Origin of the sequence: Micromonospora sp. DT228 (assembly GCF_049841595.1) — a bacterium.
Classification (GTDB): domain Bacteria; phylum Actinomycetota; class Actinomycetes; order Mycobacteriales; family Micromonosporaceae; genus Micromonospora.
Window position 1 is genome coordinate 14866 of the sequence record NZ_JBNCKO010000029.1, and the last position, 20208, is coordinate 35073.

Below are 20208 nucleotides of genomic sequence, written 5' to 3' on the forward strand. Positions count from 1 at the left end.
ACCGACAGAGTGAATCATCCGCTGGGACGGCAGAAGAATCGGGGCATCGGGGGTGGCCGAATTATGGTCGGGGGTGGGTTCGTGATCGGCGGTCGGCGAACCCGGCACATAGTACGGCAGTACCCCGAAACATGTCACGGCAGCGCGATGCCCTGACTACCCTGTGAATTGTCATGACTACTCCTGAGCCGGACGCGCCCAGCGACAGCGACGGTCCGGCCGTCGCACCGTCGGCGCAGGGGGAGTCGGGTCGCGCTCGGCCTTCCCGTAGGGGGAAGGTGGCCGATCTGGTCGCCGTGCTGAGCTTCGTGGTTCTCGGCCTGTGGGTGACCGCTCGGCTCTGGTTGGAGCCGGGCAGTGGCGTACGGGACAACCAGTCTGATCAGTCGCAATTCGAATGGATGATGGCGCACGGTGCGCGAGTCGTCACACAGTTTGCGTATCCGTTCCATTCCAATCAGATGAACGTCCCGGACGGCGTGAATCTGATGGCCAATACGTCCGTATTATCCATATCGCTGCCACTGACGCCGGTCACCCTGCTCCTGGGGCCGAGAGTGGCATTCCTGGTCTTCCTCACCGTCGGCATGATCGCCACCGCCACCGCCTGGTATTTCCTGCTCTCCCGGGTCCTGATCGGCAGCCGCGGGCCGGCGTGGCTCGGTGCCGGCTTCTGCGCGTTCGCGCCGGCCATGGTGTCGCACGCCAACGGGCACCCGAACATCGTGTCGCAGTTCGTCGTCCCGTTGATCATCTGGCGGACCCTGCGACTCGGCGAGCCGGGCCGCTGGCTGCGCAACGGGGTCCTTCTCGCGCTCGTGATCGTCTGGCAGGCCTTCCTCAACCTGGAGATCCTGCTGATGACCGCGATCGGGCTCGGCCTGGTCATCGGCGTCCTCGCCCTCGGCCGTGCCGAGCTGCGGTCCCGGGCCCGGTCCTTCCTCGCCGGCCTCGCGGTCGCCGCCGGGCTCGCCGCGCTGCTGCTGGCGTACCCCCTGTACGTGCAGTTCTTCGGACCGGACGCGTACTCCGGGCTGTCCCGGCTGATTCGCGGCTACTCCAGCGATCTGGCGTCGTTCGTCGCGTACTCCCGGGAGGCGCTCGCCGGCAGCCCACGCACCGCCGCCGGCCTGGCCAAGAACCCGACCGAGGAGAACAGCTTCTTCGGCTGGGCGTTGGTGGTGCTGGTGATCGCCCTGGTCTGGTGGTTGCGGCGCTCGATAGTGGTGCTCGCGCTGGCCGCGCTCGGGCTGCTCTTCGCGGTGCTCTCGCTGGGCCGGGAGGTCCGCTTCGACAACCGGGGTACGGGGGTGCCGGGCCCGTGGGCGGCGCTGGAGAACCTGCCGATCCTGCACTCGGTGGTGCCGACCCGGTGGGCGTTGGCGATCACACCGATCATCGGGCTGCTCCTCGCCTACGGCGCCGAACGGGCCCGCGAGCTGGCCGGCTCGCACCCGGCCGCCAGGGGGCAGGTCCGCTTCGTCACCGCGACCGTGCTCACGATGGCCCTGTTGCCGATCGTCCCCACTCCGCTGCCCGTGGCCCGCCTCGACCCGGTCCCCACGTTCGTGACAAGTGGGGCCTGGCGGGCGTACGTGACGGGTGGACGCAGCGTGGTGACCCTGCCGCTGCCGGACAGCACCTACGCGGAGCCGCTGCGGTGGGCGGCGGAGACCCGGCTGGACATGCCGCTGGCCCGTGGCTACTTCCTCGGTCCGGACACCCGCCCGAGCGCCGATCCCCCGCGCGTTGCGTTGTTCGGTGCGCCGCCCCGCCCCACCAGCAGCTTCTTCGCCACCATCAGGCGTACCGGGGCGGTGCCGCCGATCACCCCGCAGGCGCGGGTCCGAGCGGTCGACGACCTGCGCTTCTGGCGGGCCGGGGTGGTCATTCTCGGGCCGCACGAGCACGAGACCGCGCTGCGTCGGGGGATGACCGAGCTGACCGGGATCCAGCCGGTCCGCACCGGTGACGTGTGGGTGTGGGACGTCCGCTCGTTCACCGACTGAGCCGACGAGGGGCTAACGGACGCAGCAGCCCTGGCAGACCTTGGGCCGGGGCAGGGTGAAGGCGAGGCAGCAGGTGCGCCGCTGCACGCTCGGCTCACCTGTCGGCCCCGGCACCAGCTCGATCAGGTCGGCCAGGTCGAGCGCGCCGAGCAGGGTGTCGATGCTCTGCACCGTCGAGCCGGGCAGGCCGTCGGCGGCCCGCAGGATGCCGTGCGCGATGCCGGAGGCGACCGAGCCGAGCAGCGTCCGGGTGCCCACCCGGACCTCCGACTGGATCGCCGTGATGAGCGGTGCGAGGTGCGCGTCGAGCAGTGCGGCGCGCAGCGCGGCCAGCAGCTCGGCCTCGTCGGCGACGACCCGCACCTCCGGCAGGCCGGCGAGCGCCAACGGGTCGTTCGGCAGCACCGCGACTGTGGTCCCCCGACGCAGGCCCATGGTGAGCAGCTGCCGGTGGTCCTCGAAGTGGATCAGCACGTCGGCCGGGTCGACGAGCGGCACCCGGCGGGCCGACGCCCAGCCGAGCACGACCGGCAGCGACGTCCAGTAGCTGTACGACTTCCAGGCCAGCGCCGCGCACGCGTGCGGCGTGCCACCCCAGCGGGTGGCGGCACCGTGCAGCAACTCCGGCAGCCGACTGCCGTCGATCAGGGTAGTGGCGGGCGCCCAACCGAACTCGTCGTCGACAACCAGACCCCGGGCGAGCCCGGGTACGTCGTCGGTGCCGAACATGGCCCGGAGCGCCGCGGTGACGGGGGCGAGCGGCGTGGCGACGGCGTCCCGCCTCGGCATCACCGCTGTCACCTGAGTCATCCCCCGTCTGCGTGACCGGGAGTGCCCCGGCGGACGACACGTGCCGTCCTGAGCTAAGGCTAGCCTAACCAGGCCCTCGGCCGTAAGGGAAGGCTCACCTTGGTCATATCCAGGCGAATGTCACCCCGTCCCACGGGAGTGGTGCGTCGCTTACTACCCGGAGTCGCCCCTGGGAAACGTCGCCGCACCATCGATGACTATCGGTGGATTGTCAAGCGGTGTGTCGAAAAGATGCCAGTTGCGTGTGTGCTCGCGCACAGAACGTGAAACTTAATGCCCCGGCCACGAGGAAGCTGATGACGACCTCACCCCTCGAACGGGCTGCCGACTCCTTCGCGGCCGAACTCGCCCGGCAACGGACCGGGCGCGGGCTCTCCAAGAAACAACTGGCCATCCTGATGGGGTTCGACCCGTCCTACGTGAGCCACGTCGAGGGACGCCGGCACCGCCCCACCGAGGACTTCGCCCGCCGGGCCGAGGCGGTCCTGGAAGCCAACGGCGCGATCTGGCAGCGCTTCCGGGAGTACGACGACCTGCGGCACGCCCGCACGGGTCAGCCGCACCGCGAGTCGCACCTGCCCGGACAGTGGCTGCCGCCCGGCACCGGCCTCGTCGTGGAACGGGAACTCGCCACCCTCACCCACACCGACGGCGGTTACCGGTGCATGATCCACCGGGAGCTGTACAACGCCGGGACCGAGCCGGTCACCCGTTACCTGATCCGGGTCGCCGTCGACCGCTATCCAAACGATCCCGGCCGCTCCAACCGGCACCACCGCGAGCACCAACTCACGTTCGCCGAGCTGCAACTACAGGCCCGCCGAGACGACGGCGGCGGCGAACCGGAGCCGATGCACTGGCGAGCCAAACACGACCGGGACGCGTTCAAGGAGATCTGGCTGCTCTTCGAGAACGGGGAACGGCGCTTCCCGCTCTACCCGGGCGACCGGGCCACCATCGAGTACGCGTACAGCGTCGGGCACGAGAAGTGGGGCCCCTGGTTCCAGCGGGCCGTCCGGCTACCCACCCGGCAACTCGCCGTACGCCTGGATCTGCCCGCGGCGCTCGACCCGCAGGTCTGGGGCGAGGAAACCTCGCTCTCCGCGGAGGAGGGCCCGCTGCGGACGGCGCCGCAGCGGCACGACGAGGGTGACCGGGCGATCTACGAGTGGCAGACCGACGACCCACCCCTGAACGCCCGCTACCGGATGCAGTGGCGCTTCCGCGCCCGCCCGGAAACCGAACCCGACAGTGGCCCGAGCGCTGTCCGGGTGCGACCCAGCGACCGGATGCGCGGCCTCGGCATCGTGCAGCGCGGTGACGATCTGCTCCGCCAGCGCGCCCGCCCGTTCGACCTGCCGGGGGAGGAGCACGTCGCACGGGACGTCGTCGACCGGCTCACCACGGCCCTGGCCCGACTCGACGAGCTGCACCCGTTCAGCAAGGGGGTGGGCGTCGCCGCCCCGCAGTTCGGCATCGGCCGGGCCGCGGCCGTGGTGCGGCCCCCCGACCGGTTGGCCGAGCCGGTCGTTTTGCTCAACCCACGGGTGGTCGACGCCGCCCCGGACACCGACGAGCAGTACGAGGGCTGCCTGTCCTTCTTCGATCACCGAGGTCTGGTGCCCCGGCCGCTGCGGCTGGACGTGGAGCATGCCCAGTGGGACGGCAGCCGGATCATCACCTCGTTCGAGTTCGGCATGGCTCGGCTTGTCGCACACGAGATCGACCACCTGGAGGGTCAGCTCTACGTCGACCGGATGGCACCCGGCGTGCCGCTGGTGCCGGTCGAGGAATATCGGGAGACCGGACACCCCTGGCGCTACTGACAGACGAGGGGACCGGGGCGCGTGCCCCAGGGGGCGGGGGCACGCGCCCCGGTGTGGGGGGAGGAACGTCTAGAGGTCGCCGAAGGTGTCGTAGCGGATGTGCGGCGGCGGCACCTCGTCGGCGGCGAGCACCCGCAGCGTGGACCGGACCATCCGGGCCGAGCCGGAGACGTAGCAGTCGTGCGCGGTCCACGGGCCGTACCGGGCCACGACCTCGGGGATGTCGCCCAGCTCACCGTCGAAGTCCGGGTCGTCGCTGCACGCCGCGGTCACCGACAACCACGGGTGTGCGGCGACCAACTCCTGCAACCCGTCCAGGCCGTAGAGGTCCGCTGCCTGACGAGCACCGTAGAAGACGTGCACCCACCGGGTGCGGTTGAAGGTGGCGAGATCCTCCACCAGCGCCTTGATCGGTGCCAGGCCGACACCGCCGGCCACACAGAGGATGTCGCGTTCCGAGGAGCGGTCCAGGGTCATCGACCCCATCGGCGCCGCCAGGCGGAGCAGGTCACCCGGCAGCACCCGACGCACCAACGCACCGGACACCCAGCCGGCCCCAGGCGACCGGACGTGGAACTCCAACACGTTGTCGTCGTTCGGGGCGTTCGCCACCGAGTAGTTCCGCCACTCCCGGGGGTGGTGGCGCGGCACCTCCAGGCTGACGTACTGCCCAGCCTGCCAACGCAGTGGGTGCTGCAACGCCTGGCAGGTCAACACGGCGGTGTCGGGGCCGTAACGCTTGTGGGTCAGCACCTCGGCGTGCCAGAACGGCGGGCCGTCGTCATCAGCCGCGCCGGCCACCATCAGGGCGGCGACCGCGTCGTACGCCTCCCGCCACGCCTGGTCGTACTCCAGGTTCCAACCGTCGCCGGCGATGCGGCGCAGCGCGTCCAGCAGCGCGGTGCCCATCGTCGCGTAGTGCCGATCGTCGACGTGGTACTTCCGGTGGTCGCGACCCAGCGCCCGGAGGAACTCGGCGAAGCTCTCCGGGTCGTCGACCGTGTGGATCGCCCTGATGATCGCTTCCAGCAGCCGGTCGCCCTGGCCGGTCATCTGCACCGGAAAGAGGTGCCGCAGGGCGGGGTCGAGCAGGAACACCCGGGCGTAGAAGTGGTCGGTCAGTCGGGCCCGATCGTCCTCGACCAAGGTCCAGCTCTCCTTCAGCAACCGTGCGAGGTTGTCCACGAGGCGCTCCTCCTCCAGTCGACAGCGGATCGGGCGCCCATAGAATCTCCACGGAGAGTGTCGACTGGTCGCACAGAATGTGCGATCGGCTCATGCTGGTCGGTCGGCCGTGCCACCGGTGTCACTCGTCGGGCAGAGTGGTGCGGTGACAGTTGAGCTGACCCGCCCGGTGTCCCGCCGCCTGCTGGGCACCGAAACACTGCTGGTCCTCGGCCTGTCCCTCGGCCAGTCGGCGGTCTACGCGGTGGTCTCGATCATCGCGAAGCTGACCGCCGAGGGCCCGCTCTCCAAACAGACCGCCTCGCTGAACACCTCGGCGTCGACCCGGCCCTGGCTGGACCTCACCTACCAGCTCCTCGGCATCGTGTTCGCGCTGCTGCCGGTGCTGCTCGCCGTACACCTGCTCAGCCGTGACCCCGGCGACCCGGCGCGGACCCTCGGCGTGGACGCCCGGCGGCCCGGCCAGGACCTGGCCCGCGGCGCCGGCCTGGCCGCGCTGATCGGCCTGCCCGGGCTGGCCCTGTTCTTCGTCGCGGCCCAGCTCGGCCTCAACGCCACGCTGGTGCCGGCCGCGCTGCCGCAGGTCTGGTGGGCGGTCCCCGTGCTGATTCTCGCCGCCGTGCAGAACGCCGTGCTGGAAGAGGTGATCGTGGTCGGCTACCTGGTCACCCGGCTGCGCCAGCTCCAGTGGCGGCTCGCCGCGATCATCGCGGCCAGTGCGCTGCTGCGCGGCTCGTACCACCTCTACCAGGGCTTTGGCGCGTTCGTCGGCAACGCGGTGATGGGCGTGATCTTCAGCCTCTTCTACCTGCGCACCCGGCGAGTGCTGCCGCTGATCATCGCGCACACCCTGCTCGACGTGGTCGCCTTCGTCGGCTACGCGTCGCTGCCCCGGGAGTGGTTCGACTGGCTCTGACGGATCAGCGCCGGTAGACGGCCACCGTCCGAGCGGCGAGCCGATCGGCCGCCGCCGCGTCACCCAGCGCCGCCGCGAGGACCGCCGCACCCGGCAGCAGCCGAGCCACCAGCCGCAACGCCACCCAACCGCCAGCCTGCGCGACAAGCGGGGCGGCCAACCGCCAAGCCGCCTCCGCGGCCCGCGGCCACGCCCCCTCGATCGGATCGCCGGCCGTCTGCGCCGCGGTCAGGGCCTCCCGCGCGCTCGCCGTGTCCGGGTGCACCTGGGTCAGCACCAGCAGCTCGACGGCCCGGTCGGGATGCGCCGGATCCCTGCCGTACACCGCTGCCAGGTGCAACACCAGGTTCGCCTGCGTCCACAACACCGAGGCCAGCTCGGCGAGCGGCGCGAAGAAGCCAGCAAGCGCCGCGGTCGCCCCACCCACGCCCGCCGCCCGCACGTACCGCCGGGTCACCATCCGGGCCAGGCCGTCCGCCAGAGCGTCCGGATACCTGTCCCGCAGCCGCGCGGCCCACTCGGCCGCGCCGGGCCCGAGCGACCGCACCGCGGCAAGCGCCAACAGCTCCGGCGCGAAGCCCGGGTGATCGAGCACGCGCGCGGCGACCGCCCGCAACTCCGATTCCGGGGTACGCCCCGGCACCGGGTCACCGACCAGCACTGGGGTCGCCGTGGGTTGTGGTGCCGGGGTGGTTTCGGTGGGTGTGGCGTTCTGGGGCGGGGTCGCCGCGGGTTGCGGTGCCGGGGTGGGTTCGGTGGATATGGCGTTCTGGGGCGGGGTCGCCGCGGGTTGCGGTGCCGGGGTGGGTTCCGTGGATGTGGCGCTTGGGCGCGGGGCCGCCGCGCGCTTGGCCGCCGAGGCAGTGCGCCTGGCCGGGGTGGCGGATCGTGTGGCTGGGCTGGTCGCGTGCGTGGTCGCGGCGGCGCTCTCGGTCGCGGCGGCGCTCTCGGTCGGGGCGGCGCTCGTGGTCGGGCTGGCTGCCTTCTCGGCGGGAGCGGTCTTCCTGGTCGAGGTGGCCTTCCTGGTCGGCGCGGCCGCCGCGCTGGCCGGGGTTGGCGCCGGGCTGGTCGGCCCGTCCGTCGTGTTGGTCGCAGCGGGCGCAGCCGGGGCTGTGGCGGTCGACTTCGTGGCCTTCCGGGCGGTGGCCTTACGCGGGGTGGCGCGAGCCGACGGCGTGCGTGCCGACGCTGCGGCGGATGGTTGCCGACCGCCTGCGGCTGGGTCGGCCTGGTCGGCGGCGGCTGAATCGGCCTGGTCGGCGGCGGGCGGCGTCTCCTCGGGCGGACCGGGCTGGTCAGCGGCGGGTGGGGTCTCGTCGGCCGGGCCGGTCCGGTCGGCGGCGGGTGCGGGCTCCTGCGGCGGGCCGGCCTGGTCGGCGGCGGGTGTGGCCTTCCTGGGTCGGCCGGTCTGCTCGGTGGCGGGCCGGGCTGCCTCGGATGGGCCGGTCTGGTCGGTTCCGAGTGCGGCGTCCTCGGGTGGTGCGCTCGGTGCGGGGGACGATCGGCGCGGCTGCCGAGGCAGCGGGCGGTCCGGTTCCGGAGGCTGGAAGAGCACCGCCGGGGCGGCCTTGGCCCGTCGAGGGCGCGGGCTCGCCGGAGCGGCCGCCGACGGTGGCACCGTCTCCCCGGGCTGCTCGGCGGCGGTCGGAGGTGTGAAGGTGGGCCGCGGGGAGCGCCGGCGCGCTCGTTCAGCAGGCTCTCGACGGGTCGACTCGCTGGGCGGCTGCTCCTGCATATCGATGGAGCGTAGTCCCGATCACGCCGTCGCACAGCGCCGAAACACGGGGGCGGGACGGCCCTGGTCGGCGTACCCCGGAAGTCGTTTTGCTCCGGGCGGGTGGCGACCTGTATCCTCGGGCGCGGTGGTCTGCGGATCACCGGGGAGACTTCGCCTAGTCTGGTCTATGGCGCCGCACTGCTAATGCGGTTGGGGTCTTAAAGCCCCTCCCGGGTTCGAATCCCGGAGTCTCCGCGCGAAAGCCGGGTGTGTAGACTGGCTGAGCACGAGCGCCCGTAGCTCAATGGATAGAGCATCTGACTACGGATCAGAAGGTTAGGGGTTCGAGTCCCTTCGGGCGCACAAGATCATCAAGGGTCTGACCTACGGTTGAGTAGGTCGGGCCCTTTTTGCTGTCTGGCTCTTCGCGACCGTGGGTGTCACGTGGGTGCGATGTGGGTGTCGTCGTTTGTGTTGACTTGCCGCCGCGCTTCGGCGTCTTGACCTGCGACTTCGTGCCGTGAGCTGGGGTGGGTGCACCCGTTTCGGTCGGGGGTTCGGCCGGTTCTTGCGGGCCCGTCGAGTCGCCGACGTCGGTGCGCGCGCAACACCTGCACTGTGCGTTTGTCGAGGGCGATGGTGCGGTGGCCAGCGGGGGTTTTGGGGCTGCCTTCGACGTTTTGGTATCCGGCGGTGGCGCGGTTGCGCTCCACGGTCAGTTCGCCGTGGTCGAGGTCGATGTTCGTCCAGCGCAGTCCACAGGTCTCGCCGCGGGTCCCATGCCACGTTGGCCTCGGCGTACGACTCTCGGCTGGCTGACCCGGGCACGTCCGGCCCGCCCGGAAAGCATCCCAGGCGGGCCGGACCAGCGGCTATCCGTGTGTTAGGGAACAGTGACCTGGACGCTGCGGTTGGACCCGGAATGCCCGGTCACCCGGACCGTCACGCCGGCGACGGTGACGGCGTGATTGACGGCCGTGAGGGTGGCATTGGCGAGTTCGGCCGCACGCGCGTCGCAGCCCGCGATCGTCGAGTTGGGCAGCCTGTCGGCGACGCGGATCGGTCGCGGACCGTCCGGGACGGGGGTGTTGCTGCCCGGCGGGATGCCGCCCCCGCCGACCGTCGTGGTCACCCGGTACACGAGCACCCCCGGTTGGAAGCAGGAAGAACTCACATCGAGCTGGCTGACCTGCCGGTTCTCGACCACGACCGCGTCGCGCTCGCCGGTGCGGACCACCAGCGCCTTGGTGCCGCCGCTCGCGCCCAGCGGCGTCAGCGTGGCGGGCGTGCTACCCGAGCCGTCCTGGCAGACGATCTGGGTGTCGGCCAGCCAGCCGAGCTTCCACTTGTGCCAGGCGAACAGATCGGGCGCGGGACCGGAGATGAGCCCCATCAGGTCCCAGCCGCCGGCCGCCTGGTGCTGGTCGGCGGCGTACGCGTAGAGGTCCGGCAGCCCGAAGACGTGGCCCGTCTCGTGGTTGAGGACCTTGTAGCCCCAGTGGGACAGGTCCTGTCCGAACGTAGCCCCGTGTCGCAGCTCGACGCCGTCGGCCCACGCACCCCAACCCACGCTCGCGATGAACGACGGCGAGTTGGGTAGCGACGACGCATTACTCGGGGCCACCACGTAAACGAGGTCGTACTGGCTGAAGTTGATCGCCGGGTCTGCGACATTCACCGCGTCCTGCACGTACGCCCGCTGGACGTTGAAGTCCACGTTGTATCCGCTGTACGTGGTCTGGGAGTTCGGCAGCTGACGCCACACCGTGTCGAAGGTGAGTTGTAGCGTCACCCCGCCATACGAGGACTGGCTGAACCAAGCCGGCGCCCCCGACAGCAGGCTCTTCCGCTCCGCCAACTCGCCAGCGGGCGGAGTCACACCAGGAAACCCTACGAACAGTACGATCCCCCGCAACGTACCGGTCGGTTGGAGCCAGCGTCCGTAGTCGGCCGGTCCCTCATGCTCGTTGTAGACGTCCGCAGCTGGTAACAGGCAGTCCGCCGGCGACGCCGGAACCGCCGCGGCCTGGTTCGACCCGGCCGGGCCGGCTGTGGGCGGGGCCGATGCCGCCGGCACCGCCGTGATCCCGAGAGCGACGGCGACCGCCCCCGAGATGACAGCGACAGCCTTCGATCGGAGAAGCATTCGCATCCAGATCCTCCTATGCGTAGCGCCAAATGCTCTTAGCGCCAATCCTGCCAACGGGTTTGCTGGGTTCGCGTCGGCAGAAATTGCCTAGTTGCTGGGGCGGCTGCGGTCGTGTTTCGTTCGGACGCGGACGCAGGCGGGTCGGTATCTCTCGGCGCTGGTCATTGGGGTTCCCAAGCGCAACGGTTGGGCCATCGCGGAGCAGGTCGGGGACATGTGTTCGCTGCGCGCAGAGGCTTTCGAGCCGACGGTGCCGGCAGCACGTGTAGGTGATGGCGTCCGCTCGAACGGTGGCGGGTCCGTCCGTTCGACGGCAAAGCTCAGCGGCGACCAGGTCAAGCCTTGGCAGTACGTCGGCTTCCTACGGATCAACCAGCGATAGCCCTTGTCATCGACAACGATCGGCCTACTGCCCCGCTTGTTGATTGCCACCGTTCCTCCCGCCACACAGGGAAGCATTCCGCATCCGTACAGCCATTCGTGCAGCCAAGCCGGTCGACGGCGGTAGGGCGAAGGCGGCGTCAGCCGACAGGACGAGCAGGCCGGAGACGATGGGCGACATGGGCCGAACAGAAGTCTTGATCTTTGCAAGGCAGGGGCGGGGCCCATCCGTTCTAGGGCGTGTGTCAAAGTCCTCGGTCGAGCCGAGGCGGAGTCCAGGCGGCGGTCCGGCAAGGCGGAGATTGGTCCGGATACCGGTGTTGTATCCGGACCAATCTCCAACGCGGCCGGTCGTCGTCTGGGCCCGCCGCAGGCCGGCCAGGGGCTTTGACACACGCCCTAGGCCAGGCAGTGCACCCACACCACGACCCTCGACGGCCCATGGCCGCTGTCGCGGTTGGCGAGAATCGCGAGCTCCACCCGCTGCCCAAACGAGCCGGGGGCCAGGCAGGTGGGACGGATGCCGCCGTAGGTCTCGCCTGCGGCGTCGGTCCAAGGAATGTCCGCTACCAGCGGTAGACCCTCGCCGTCGCGAACCCCACCGTCGGCGGTAAAGCCGATGGCCGTACCGTCGGAGTTCACCGCGGTCACCGTTCCCTGGACGATGGCCGGCTTGCCATTGTCGGCAGTCATGCCCCAGGTCGCCGCCCCGCCGAGTAATACGCCGGCGACCACCATGAGGAGCAGCGCCCAGACCGGAACCCGCAGAGAGCGGGACAGTCCCGGCGGCACGTGACCTGTGGCAGGCGTCGTCATTGCCGCAGTTTAGTGATCCAGCCCCGTCCGTTGTGGACGCTCGGCTTTGGTGGGGCAGAGGCCAAGGACTCAGCCTTCCAGGTAGGCGAGTACCGCCAGGATGCGGCGGTTGTCGTCCTCGGAGGGCTTGAGACCGAGCTTGGTGAAGATGCTGTTGCTGTGGTTGCTGACGGTTTTCTCGGTGACGAACATCCGGGCGGCGATCGCAGCGTTCGAGCGGCCCTGCGCCATCAGGCTGAGGACCTCATGCTCGCGTGGGCTCAGCTCCAGGAGCTTAGGGTCGCTGGAGCGGTGGGTGAGTAGCGCACTCACCACGTCGGGGTCCATAACGGTGCTGCCGGTAGCGACCTGCCGGACACTGGCGACGAATTGGTCGACGTCCGTAACCCGGTCCTTCAACAGGTAGCCCACCGCGCCCGCGCGATCTGACATCAGCTCCCTGGCGTAGATCTGCTCGACATACTGCGACAGCACCATGATGGGCAGCCCCGGAATCTGGCGGCGGGCCTCGATCGCGGAACGCAGCCCCTCGTCGGTGAAGGTCGGCGGCAATCGCACGTCGACGATGGCGACGTCGGGGCGGTGCGTCGTCAGCGACCGGATCAGCGCGGGGCCGTTGTCAACGGCTTCCACGACCTCGAATGAATTGGCCCGCAGGATCCTGATCAGGCCCTCGCGGAGCAGGGCGAGGTCCTCGGCTATCACGATACGCACGGCAGCGACATCCTCACCTCGGTAGGTCCGCCCGGCGGGCTGTCAACGGTCAGCGTGCCGTCGAAGGCCGACAGGCGACGGACGATGCCACGCAGGCCCGTGCCGGAATCGATCGAAGCACCCCCACGGCCGTCGTCGGACACCAGCATCGTCAGTTCCCCGGCAGCGCCGCCCCGGTGGGGTGCGAACTCCACGGTGATCCGGATCTGCTGGGCCTGGGCGTGCTTGATGGCGTTCGACAAGGCCTCGGCGACGGCGAAGTAGGCCGCGGACTCGATCGGGGCCGGCAGCCGTCCGGGTAGGCGGGTCACCACCGTGGTCGGGATCGGATTGGCCAGGGCCAAGGCCTTGAGTGCGCCGTCCAGGCCACGGTCGGCCAGTACCGGCGGATGGATGCCTCGTACCAGGTCGCGCAGCTCGGCGAGAGCGCTGGAGGTCGACTCGCGGGCCTCGGCCAGCAACTGCTGGACGGCCTGCGGATCGTTGGGCAGTAACTGTTCGGCCAAGCCCAGGCTCATGCCCAGCGACACCAGCCGGGCCTGCGCGCCGTCGTGCAGGTCGCGTTCGATTCGGCGCAGTTCACCGGCCTGGGTGTCGACGGTCTCAGCTCGCGAGGTCGCCAACTGTTGGACGCGGGCCCGCAGGCGCGCCTGTTCGGTGGGGCCGAGCAGAGCGCGGATCACCCGAGCGTTGAGGTTCGCGAGGCGCACCGCAGTGACGTACCAGAGCAAGAGGAAAACCGGGCCGAGCGGTACCAGACCGAACGACTGCGCGACGCTGTGCAGCCGGAAGCCCTCCCCCAGCGGAGTGCGGAACACCTGAGAAGGCGTCAGTTGGTAGATGAGCGGATAGGTCAGGTAGACGACTCCGAAAAGGAATAACAGCAGCGACAGTCCGCAACCCAACCAAAAGGTGATCGAGTTGACCACCAACCAGATCCAGTCCCGCCACGTCGCCGGGTCACGCAGGATCGTCCAGAGCCGCACCGGCCACCCGGCGTCCGGCGTCCGCTGATAGGGCCGGGCGGGCACCGGTTCGCCGAGCCGGTCGGCGGCCCACTGGCGATGCAGGTCGGCAAACCAGCGCACCAGTACGGTCGCGAGCAGGGTCAGTGGGATTCCGACGCCAAGCGCGGCGACCGATATCGAGGCGATCCAGAGTGTGGCCAGCACGGCACCTAGGACCGCGCCCGGCAGCAGCACCAGCGACCAGCCCAGCAGGCTCATCCGCTGGGCCAGCGCGGAGCGCGGATTCGTACCGCTGCGAGCGAGGCGACCCGGCCCGGAGCCCTCCCGCGAGGGCGAGGAGCCGCCGGACAGTGCGGTTCCGCTGTTATCGGTCATCTCACCCCATCATTGCGCATCGTGCCGTCTCCGCAGACTTGTTGACCGAGAACGCCGCGGCAGCGGCCGGTCGACAAGGCTCGCCGGTCCTGTCAGCCGTCGGCCCGATGGCCTTTACTTGACGGTGGCGGTCATCCGTTGGATTTCCTTGAGCACGAGGGCGGGCTTGTCCTGGGGAACGTCGTGCGAGCTTCCCTCGGCGATGACGAGTGTGCGGTCGGGCCCCGCCTTGGTGAACGCCGCTGCCGCGTCGCGCCAGGCCTGAGCGTCCTGCGGAGATCCATCGAAGGGCGTCTTGTCCGACACGATGTAGATGACGGGAACGCCGTCGGGCCAGGAGACCTTGTGGTACGCCTGGTGCGTGGGGCCGAAGTTGTCGGCCGTGGCGATGAGCTGGCGGTTCGCCTTCGTCGACGGCGCCTTCTTGAGCTCTTCGATCTGTGGCGTGGTTAGCGCGACGAGGCGTTGGGTCTGGGTGTCGGTGAAGAATTGCGGCACGTTGGCATCGATCAGCACCGCCCCGGAGACAACGCCGGGGTTCGCGAGGACGAAGTAGTGGGCCACCTCTCCTGCCTGCGAGTGGCCCGCGAGGACCACGTTCTGGGTGACGCCGAGTTCACGCAGACCGGCCTGCAGGTCGGAGGCGGCGGCCTTGGGGTCCCATTGGCCCTTCACCTCCTCGCTGGCGCCCAGACCGGCCCGGTCGTAGGTGATGATCTGCGATCCGGTGGCCTGCGACAGTTGCGGCACCAGGGCATCCCAGTACGAGGAGTCCTCGCCACCGCCGGCGTCCAGCACGATGGTGGGAGAATTTCCGGGCGTGACGTGGAAGGCAAGCTGATGCCCGTTGTTGGCGATCATGTGCAAGCCCGCTGCGGGGGCCGCACCTGCCGGGCCGGCCGCGCTTGTCGAGGTCGAGGGAACCGCGGCTACCGAACTGGCCGCGGGCGCGGCCTTCGGCGCAGCCGAGTCAGCACACCCGGCGACTGCCGCTATCACGGCGACGGGAAGGACGAGGGCCAGGGCGGCCCGACGGAATCGGGAGATCTTCTGCGTGGTCATGGAAATGAGCTTCCACGGTTTCTAGATCTTGCTCGATCCTGCTGCCGCCCAGTCGGGTTGGGAGTTACCCCTACCCTCGCAGCGCCCGGCTGAGCCGCACCTGCCGAACGCCTGACGCTCGGTCGGCGGTGGGCCCCGGTCGCACCGGGACCCACCGCCGCCGGTCTGTCCTAGGGCATGTCCTACCGCGTGCCGATGGTGACGGCGCGCCCGCCGGGCCGGTACAGCAGCAGATGGTCCGCGCTGCCGGTATGCCCGAAGTCATAGGCGACGATCCGGTCCTGGGCGTTGCGCAGGTCGAACCAGCCGACGCTGCCGACGCCCTGGTGGGAGACGTGGACCGCCGAGTACGTGTCGGTGGGGTCGTGCCGCACCACGTCCAGGTAGCCGGTGCCGGGCCGGTAGACGGCGAGGTGGTCGGCCATGCCGGTGTGGGCGTAGTCGAAGGCGACGATGCGGTCCCGTGGGTCGGCGAGGTCGTAGCCGCCGATGCCGCTGGACGACATGAGGTGCGGCCAGAAGGTGTTGCCGGCCGCGTGCCCGACGATGGTGACGAGCCGGGCGCCAGGGCGGTACAGCAGCAGGGCGTCCTGCTTGCCGGTGTGCGCATAGTCGTAGGCGATGACCTGGTCGTCCGGGCTGGTCAGGGCAAAGCCGTCGATGCCCTGATGCGACCCGACGACCGTCGTGAACGGCCCCGCGGCGCTGTGCTGCAGGATGAACAGCACGTTGTCGCCGGGCCGGTACGCCACGAGGTGGTCGAGCTTGCCGGTGTGCTCGTAGTCGTAGGCCACGAGCCGGTCCTTCGGCGACGACAGGTCGTAGCCGCCGATGCCGCTTGTCGAGGTGAACACCGGCCAGAAGCTGCCGTCCGACGCGTGGCCGACGACGTGCACAACGCCCGTCCCCGGCCGGTACAGCACCAGGTAGTCCTGCCGGCCGGTGTGCGCGAAGTCGTAGCTGATGATCTGGTCGTTGGTGCTGCTCAGATTGAAGCCGCCGATCCCGTTCGTAGACCTGAACACCGTCTCGAAGCTGGGCCGCTCGGTGCCGACTGTCGCCTTTCGCCGCAGCACGTACACGATCCCGGTGCCCGGCCGGTAGACCAGCAGGTGATCGAGCTTGCCGGTGTGCTCGTAGTCGAACGGCACCACCCGGTCTCGGGGATCGGCCAGGTCGTACCCGCCGATCCCGCTCTGCGACTTGAACGGCACCCGCAGGTCGGGGTTTGTGAACGCCAGGCTCAGGTCGTCGTAGAGCGTCACGTCCTTCTTGACGAAGCCCTTCTCGGTGACGACGCCGTACGGGTTGTTTTCGGAGTCGCGGTACGAGAACAGGACGAGCGGGCCGGTGTAGTCCAGCGCCTGCCACATCCGGACGCCCTTGACCAACTGGTCCCGTTTCTCCGCCCACCACGAGGCGGGATTGGGGTAGATCAGCCCGTAGCCCCACTCGGTGCCCCAGATCTTCTTGTCCGCGTCGCCCCTCCGCACCATCACGTCGCGGACCGCAGCGAGCTCACCACAGATCCGCCCCGGCGTGTCATCGGCCGGCGGTCCGAACAGGTTCTCCCAGGGCGCGCCACACTTCGGCGTGTCCGGGGCGTCGTGCATGTCGGAGTACGGATGATGGGCGACCGCGTCGAACGTGTCCTTGTAACCGTGGGCGTACCCCCAGTCCAGCCACGCCGACGGCGACCTCGCCGCGTCACCGTGAATCGCGCCGAGCCCCGCCGACCCACCGGCCAGCACATAACATTGGCCGCACGTGGCGCGGATCTCCGTGGACGCCATCTCGACCAGCTCCCAGTACCGGGCCAGTGTCGCGGTCGCGTCGGCGCCCGTGTCGTAGCGCCCGTCCCCCGGCCGGATGACGCCGTCGTCCCCGTACACGCCGTCGTACTTGCCGAAGCCGTCGATGTTCGGCTCGTTCCAGATCTCGAAGGCGTCGACGATGGGCGGGGTGCCGGGCGGCGAGCCCGGCGGCGGCCCGTAGTGCTGCACCGTCTGGTCCACGAGCGTCTTCCAGCCCTCGCTGTCCGTCGGCAGCCAGGTCTCCGGCGGGTCCTGCGTTGAGTCGCCCGTCCCGAAGTGGCCGCCGTTGAGCCAGCTGGGCGAGCCGAACAGGGTCACGAGCGGTCGCATGCCTTTGCGGTGCGCCTCCATCACCGACTCGTCGAGGTGGCGGAAGTCCATGGTGATGGCACCCGTGGCGTCATCTTTCGACGCGTACGTGTGAAAGTCGGTCCATGCCCTGATGATCGGCGTGCGGCCCGGGACGAACCCCTGCATGCGGTCCAGATGGTCGCCGATCCCGCCAGGGGTTTTGAAGTCCCAGCCGACCTCGGAGAAGCCGACGTCACGGTTGCTGTAGGGGTAGCGCGACTGCACCGGGTCAGCGGACGCCGGGGCGGCACCAGCACCGGCACCGGCGCCGGCGGCGACGACGACTGTGGCCGCCAGCGCCATGAGGGCCGCCGCCGACAGGGAGACCAAGCGTTGTGCTCGGATCATGGGTGACAGTTCCCGCCTTCCGCTCGGAGCGCGCCGTGAAACGGTCGCTCATACACGCGGACCCGGGGCGGACAGGCTTGTCGCCGTGCAACGCACCTGCGGCGCCCCGTGCTGACAACCCGCGTGTCAACCGCCGCGTGGGGAATGTAGCTGATCTTCGATTTATCAATCAAGAGCGTAAGGTGAACAGTTCACTACCGCCCGTACGGTGAGTGCCGGTCGGCCCCGGACCAGAGGAGCCGCTCGGCGCGCGCGAATCATGGTGCTGAGCTTCGCTAGCCTCTGCAGGTGATCTCCTACCGCGCTACCGCCCCCGCAGACCTCGACCGCGTGACCCCGTGGATCGTGACCGAGCCCGTGGGGTGGATCCCCGCCGACCGTTACCTGGCCGAACTGGCCGAGGAGATGTACCGGCCGGAATGGACGTGGATCGCCGAGCACGACGGCCGGGTCGTGGGACGGGCACTGTGGTGGGGGCCGAAGGGCAGCCCGCATCCGGTCGCGCTCGACTGCCTCGACGTGGATCCAGCCGTGGACGACCGTGCCGCCGTCGCCGCCGAGCTGATCCGGGCCGCGCTGGCCGGATTCCCGGAGCCGGTGGAGTACCTGATCAAGGTCACCGGTGGCTGGCGTGACGATCCGGCCACCTTGGCGGCCGTGGAGTGGCGGCGGGCGGCGGCGCATGCGGCGGGCCTCACCCGCGAGGTGGAGCGGCTGCAGTTCGAGTGGGCACCCGCCGACGGGGTGCCCCCCGCAGCCGGCAGGCTGCGGTTCACCGAGGCCTCCGACGAGGAGTTCCTCGCGGTGTTCAGGAGAATCGCCGAGGGCAGCCTGGATGCCCAGACCCGGGCGAGCCTGGCCGCCAAGGGCGTGGACGCGACCGTGCGCGAAGAGATGGACTTCTATCTCGGGGCGCCGGGTAAGCGGGAGTGGTGGCGGATCGCCTACACGCGCGAGGGCGAGGTGGCGGGCATGGCGATTCCCTCCGCGACCCCGTACAGCGTGAACGTCGGCTATCTCGGGGTGGTGCCGGAGTTCCGTGGGCGCGGCTACGTGGACGAGGTGCTCGCCGAGATCACCCGCCTTCACGCGACCAACGGGGAGTCGCGTATCACCGCCACCACCGACATGGGCAACGCGCCTATGGCGGCCGCTTTCCGTCGTGCCGGATACCGCAACACGGAGATCCGGATCAACCTTTCCAACGACGTCCAGCCCTAGGGCCTGTGTCAAAGCTCCTGGCCGGCCTGCGGCGGGCCCAGACGACGACCGGCCGCGTTGAAGATTCGTCCGGATACAACACCGGTATCCGGACGAATCTCCGCCTTGCCGGATCGCCGCCTGGACTCCGCCTCGGCTCGACCGAAGGCTTTGACACACGCCCTAGACGAGGCCGGTGCCGACATCGCGACGCACGAGCTCGGACCGCCTCGCCGCAGTTATGGATCGCAGGAGAGAGCGACGCGATAGACAGCGTCTACGTCGACCTGGTAGACAGTGTCTATGCCGGAGTCGGACGGAGGTCTTCGCGCTCGCCTGGTCGAGGTTGGTGTCGACCTCGTGACGCGAGAGGGCACACCAGCCCTCTCGCTGCGCGAGATCGCCCGTCGAGCGGGGGTGTCGCATGGCGCGCCCCGTCGTTACTTTCCCAGCCACCACGCCCTGCTGGCCGCCATCGCGCGGGAGGGCTATCTGCGCCTCGGCCGGCAGGTCACCGACGTGGTCGGCGACGACGGGGACCCGTACGGGCAGCTACTCGCACTGGGCCGGATGTACCTGGAGTTCGCCCAGGCCAACCGCGGCATGTTCGAACTGATGTTCCGCCACGACCTGTTGCGGGGCAACGGCATGGGCCTGCGGGAGGCCAGCGGCCCCCTGTTCGGAGTTCTGGTCGACCTGGTCACCCGAGCCTTACCCACACCGCCCGGCGGCCCGGCGCCTTCCGTCGTCGCCGGCGCACTGTGGGCCAACCTGCACGGCATCGCCCAGCTCTGGCTGTGGGGCAGCCTGCAGACGGTGATGGAAACCGTCGATGCCGAATCGCTGCTGCACGCCGCGCTGGACGCGCATCTCCGGCCGACACGCAGCCTCTGATCAGCCACCTCACGGGAGCGGCCCAGATGCAGATCGCCATCCTTCTCTTCGAACGGTTCACCGCACTCGACGCCGTCGGGCCCTACGACGTTCTGTCCCACCTGCCCGGCGCCGAGACCGTCTTCGTCGGGCAGCACTCGGGTCCGGTCGTCAACGAGGTGGGCACCCTGCGTCTCACCGCCACCGCCACCCTCGCCGACGTACCGAGACCAGACGTCATCGTGGTGCCGGGCGGGCCGGGCTGGCACGCCCAGATGATCGATGGCCCGGTACGGCAGTGGCTACGCACCGCGGACGAGCACAGCGCCTGGACCGCGTCGGTGTGCAGCGGATCGCTCCTGCTCGCCGGGGCTGGTCTGCTCACCGGTCGTCAGGCGACCACCCACTGGCTGGCGCATGACCAACTGTCGCCGCTGGGCGTCGTCCCGGTCGCCGAACGCGTCGTCGTCGACGGCAAGTACCTGACCGCCGCCGGGGTCTCCGCCGGCCTGGACATGGCATTCACCCTCGCCGGACGCATCGCCGGCGACACCGTCGCCCAGACCATCCAGCTCGCCCACGAATACGATCCCCAACCGCCCTACCGTGCCGGTTCTCCCGACCAGGCCCCCCGTGGCATCGTCGACGCGCTGCGCGCCCGCCGCGACGCCATCCTCTACTGACAGCGAAGGGG

15 protein-coding genes and 2 tRNA genes are annotated in these 20208 nt (G+C 69.9%); 8 read left to right on the forward strand and 9 right to left on the reverse strand.

What is annotated here, in order from left to right:
* Positions 1-173: 173 nt before the first annotated feature.
* The gene (locus ACLQ29_RS33590; RefSeq protein WP_425775393.1) at positions 174-2009 is read left to right on the forward strand and encodes a hypothetical protein; all 1836 of its coding nucleotides are present in this window, start codon (positions 174-176) and stop codon (positions 2007-2009) included.
* 12 nt (positions 2010-2021) lie between these two features.
* On the opposite strand, the gene ACLQ29_RS33595 is transcribed toward ACLQ29_RS33590, so the two are convergent.
* Entirely contained in the window at positions 2022-2798 is a 777-nt protein-coding gene (locus ACLQ29_RS33595) for a hypothetical protein (RefSeq protein ID WP_393366993.1), read from the reverse strand.
* Between the two features lie 317 nt (positions 2799-3115).
* Between ACLQ29_RS33595 and ACLQ29_RS33600 the strand changes: the two genes are divergently transcribed.
* Positions 3116-4645 carry a peptide deformylase gene (locus ACLQ29_RS33600; protein WP_425775394.1) on the forward strand — a complete coding sequence of 510 codons (1530 nt, stop codon included), beginning with the start codon at positions 3116-3118 and terminating at the stop codon, positions 4643-4645.
* Between the two features lie 69 nt (positions 4646-4714).
* Here ACLQ29_RS33600 and ACLQ29_RS33605 read toward each other — a convergent pair whose 3' ends face one another.
* Positions 4715-5830: a globin domain-containing protein gene (locus ACLQ29_RS33605; RefSeq protein ID WP_425775395.1), complete on the reverse strand. Its 1116-nt coding sequence runs from the start codon at positions 5828-5830 to the stop codon at positions 4715-4717.
* A 145-nt stretch (positions 5831-5975) separates the two neighbouring features.
* Between ACLQ29_RS33605 and ACLQ29_RS33610 the strand changes: the two genes are divergently transcribed.
* Entirely contained in the window at positions 5976-6746 is a 771-nt protein-coding gene (locus ACLQ29_RS33610; RefSeq protein ID WP_393364690.1) for a CPBP family intramembrane glutamic endopeptidase, read from the forward strand.
* A 4-nt stretch (positions 6747-6750) separates the two neighbouring features.
* Here ACLQ29_RS33610 and ACLQ29_RS33615 read toward each other — a convergent pair whose 3' ends face one another.
* A complete protein-coding gene (locus ACLQ29_RS33615; RefSeq protein WP_425775396.1) occupies positions 6751-8481 on the reverse strand; it encodes a hypothetical protein in 1731 nt (576 codons plus the stop codon).
* Positions 8482-8627: 146 nt separating this feature from the next.
* Between ACLQ29_RS33615 and ACLQ29_RS33620 the strand changes: the two genes are divergently transcribed.
* Positions 8628-8718: transfer RNA gene (locus ACLQ29_RS33620), tRNA-Ser, on the forward strand.
* 35 nt (positions 8719-8753) lie between these two features.
* Positions 8754-8826: transfer RNA gene (locus tag ACLQ29_RS33625), tRNA-Arg, on the forward strand.
* 520 nt (positions 8827-9346) lie between these two features.
* Here the strand turns inward: ACLQ29_RS33625 and ACLQ29_RS33630 are convergent.
* From ACLQ29_RS33630 to ACLQ29_RS33655, 6 genes are all read right to left on the reverse strand, one after another.
* Positions 9347-10342 carry a M6 family metalloprotease domain-containing protein gene (locus tag ACLQ29_RS33630; RefSeq protein ID WP_425775397.1) on the reverse strand — a complete coding sequence of 332 codons (996 nt, stop codon included), beginning with the start codon at positions 10340-10342 and terminating at the stop codon, positions 9347-9349.
* A 1050-nt stretch (positions 10343-11392) separates the two neighbouring features.
* Entirely contained in the window at positions 11393-11809 is a 417-nt protein-coding gene (locus ACLQ29_RS33635) for a hypothetical protein (RefSeq protein ID WP_425775398.1), read from the reverse strand.
* A gap of 69 nt (positions 11810-11878) precedes the next feature.
* Positions 11879-12523 (reverse strand): response regulator transcription factor, encoded by a 645-nt coding sequence (locus tag ACLQ29_RS33640; protein ID WP_425775399.1) that lies wholly within the window; start codon positions 12521-12523, stop codon positions 11879-11881.
* Positions 12511-13749: a sensor histidine kinase gene (locus ACLQ29_RS33645; RefSeq protein WP_425775400.1), complete on the reverse strand. Its 1239-nt coding sequence runs from the start codon at positions 13747-13749 to the stop codon at positions 12511-12513. The genes ACLQ29_RS33640 and ACLQ29_RS33645 overlap by 13 nt, the downstream gene beginning before the upstream one ends.
* A gap of 231 nt (positions 13750-13980) precedes the next feature.
* The gene (locus ACLQ29_RS33650) at positions 13981-14928 is read right to left on the reverse strand and encodes an alpha/beta fold hydrolase (RefSeq protein WP_425775401.1); all 948 of its coding nucleotides are present in this window, start codon (positions 14926-14928) and stop codon (positions 13981-13983) included.
* 182 nt (positions 14929-15110) lie between these two features.
* Positions 15111-17423 (reverse strand): hypothetical protein, encoded by a 2313-nt coding sequence (locus ACLQ29_RS33655; RefSeq protein ID WP_425775402.1) that lies wholly within the window; start codon positions 17421-17423, stop codon positions 15111-15113.
* Positions 17424-17729: 306 nt separating this feature from the next.
* On the opposite strand from ACLQ29_RS33655, the gene ACLQ29_RS33660 reads away from it, so the two are divergent.
* The 3 genes from ACLQ29_RS33660 (at position 17730) to ACLQ29_RS33670 (ending at position 20197) form a co-directional block, all read left to right on the forward strand.
* The gene (locus tag ACLQ29_RS33660) at positions 17730-18662 is read left to right on the forward strand and encodes a GNAT family N-acetyltransferase (protein WP_425775403.1); all 933 of its coding nucleotides are present in this window, start codon (positions 17730-17732) and stop codon (positions 18660-18662) included.
* Between the two features lie 282 nt (positions 18663-18944).
* Positions 18945-19535, forward strand: a complete 591-nt coding sequence (locus tag ACLQ29_RS33665; protein WP_425775404.1) for a TetR/AcrR family transcriptional regulator — start codon at positions 18945-18947, stop codon at positions 19533-19535.
* Positions 19536-19561: 26 nt separating this feature from the next.
* Positions 19562-20197, forward strand: coding sequence for a DJ-1/PfpI family protein (locus ACLQ29_RS33670; protein WP_425775405.1), 636 nt, complete (start codon positions 19562-19564; stop codon positions 20195-20197).
* Positions 20198-20208 lie beyond the last annotated feature (11 nt).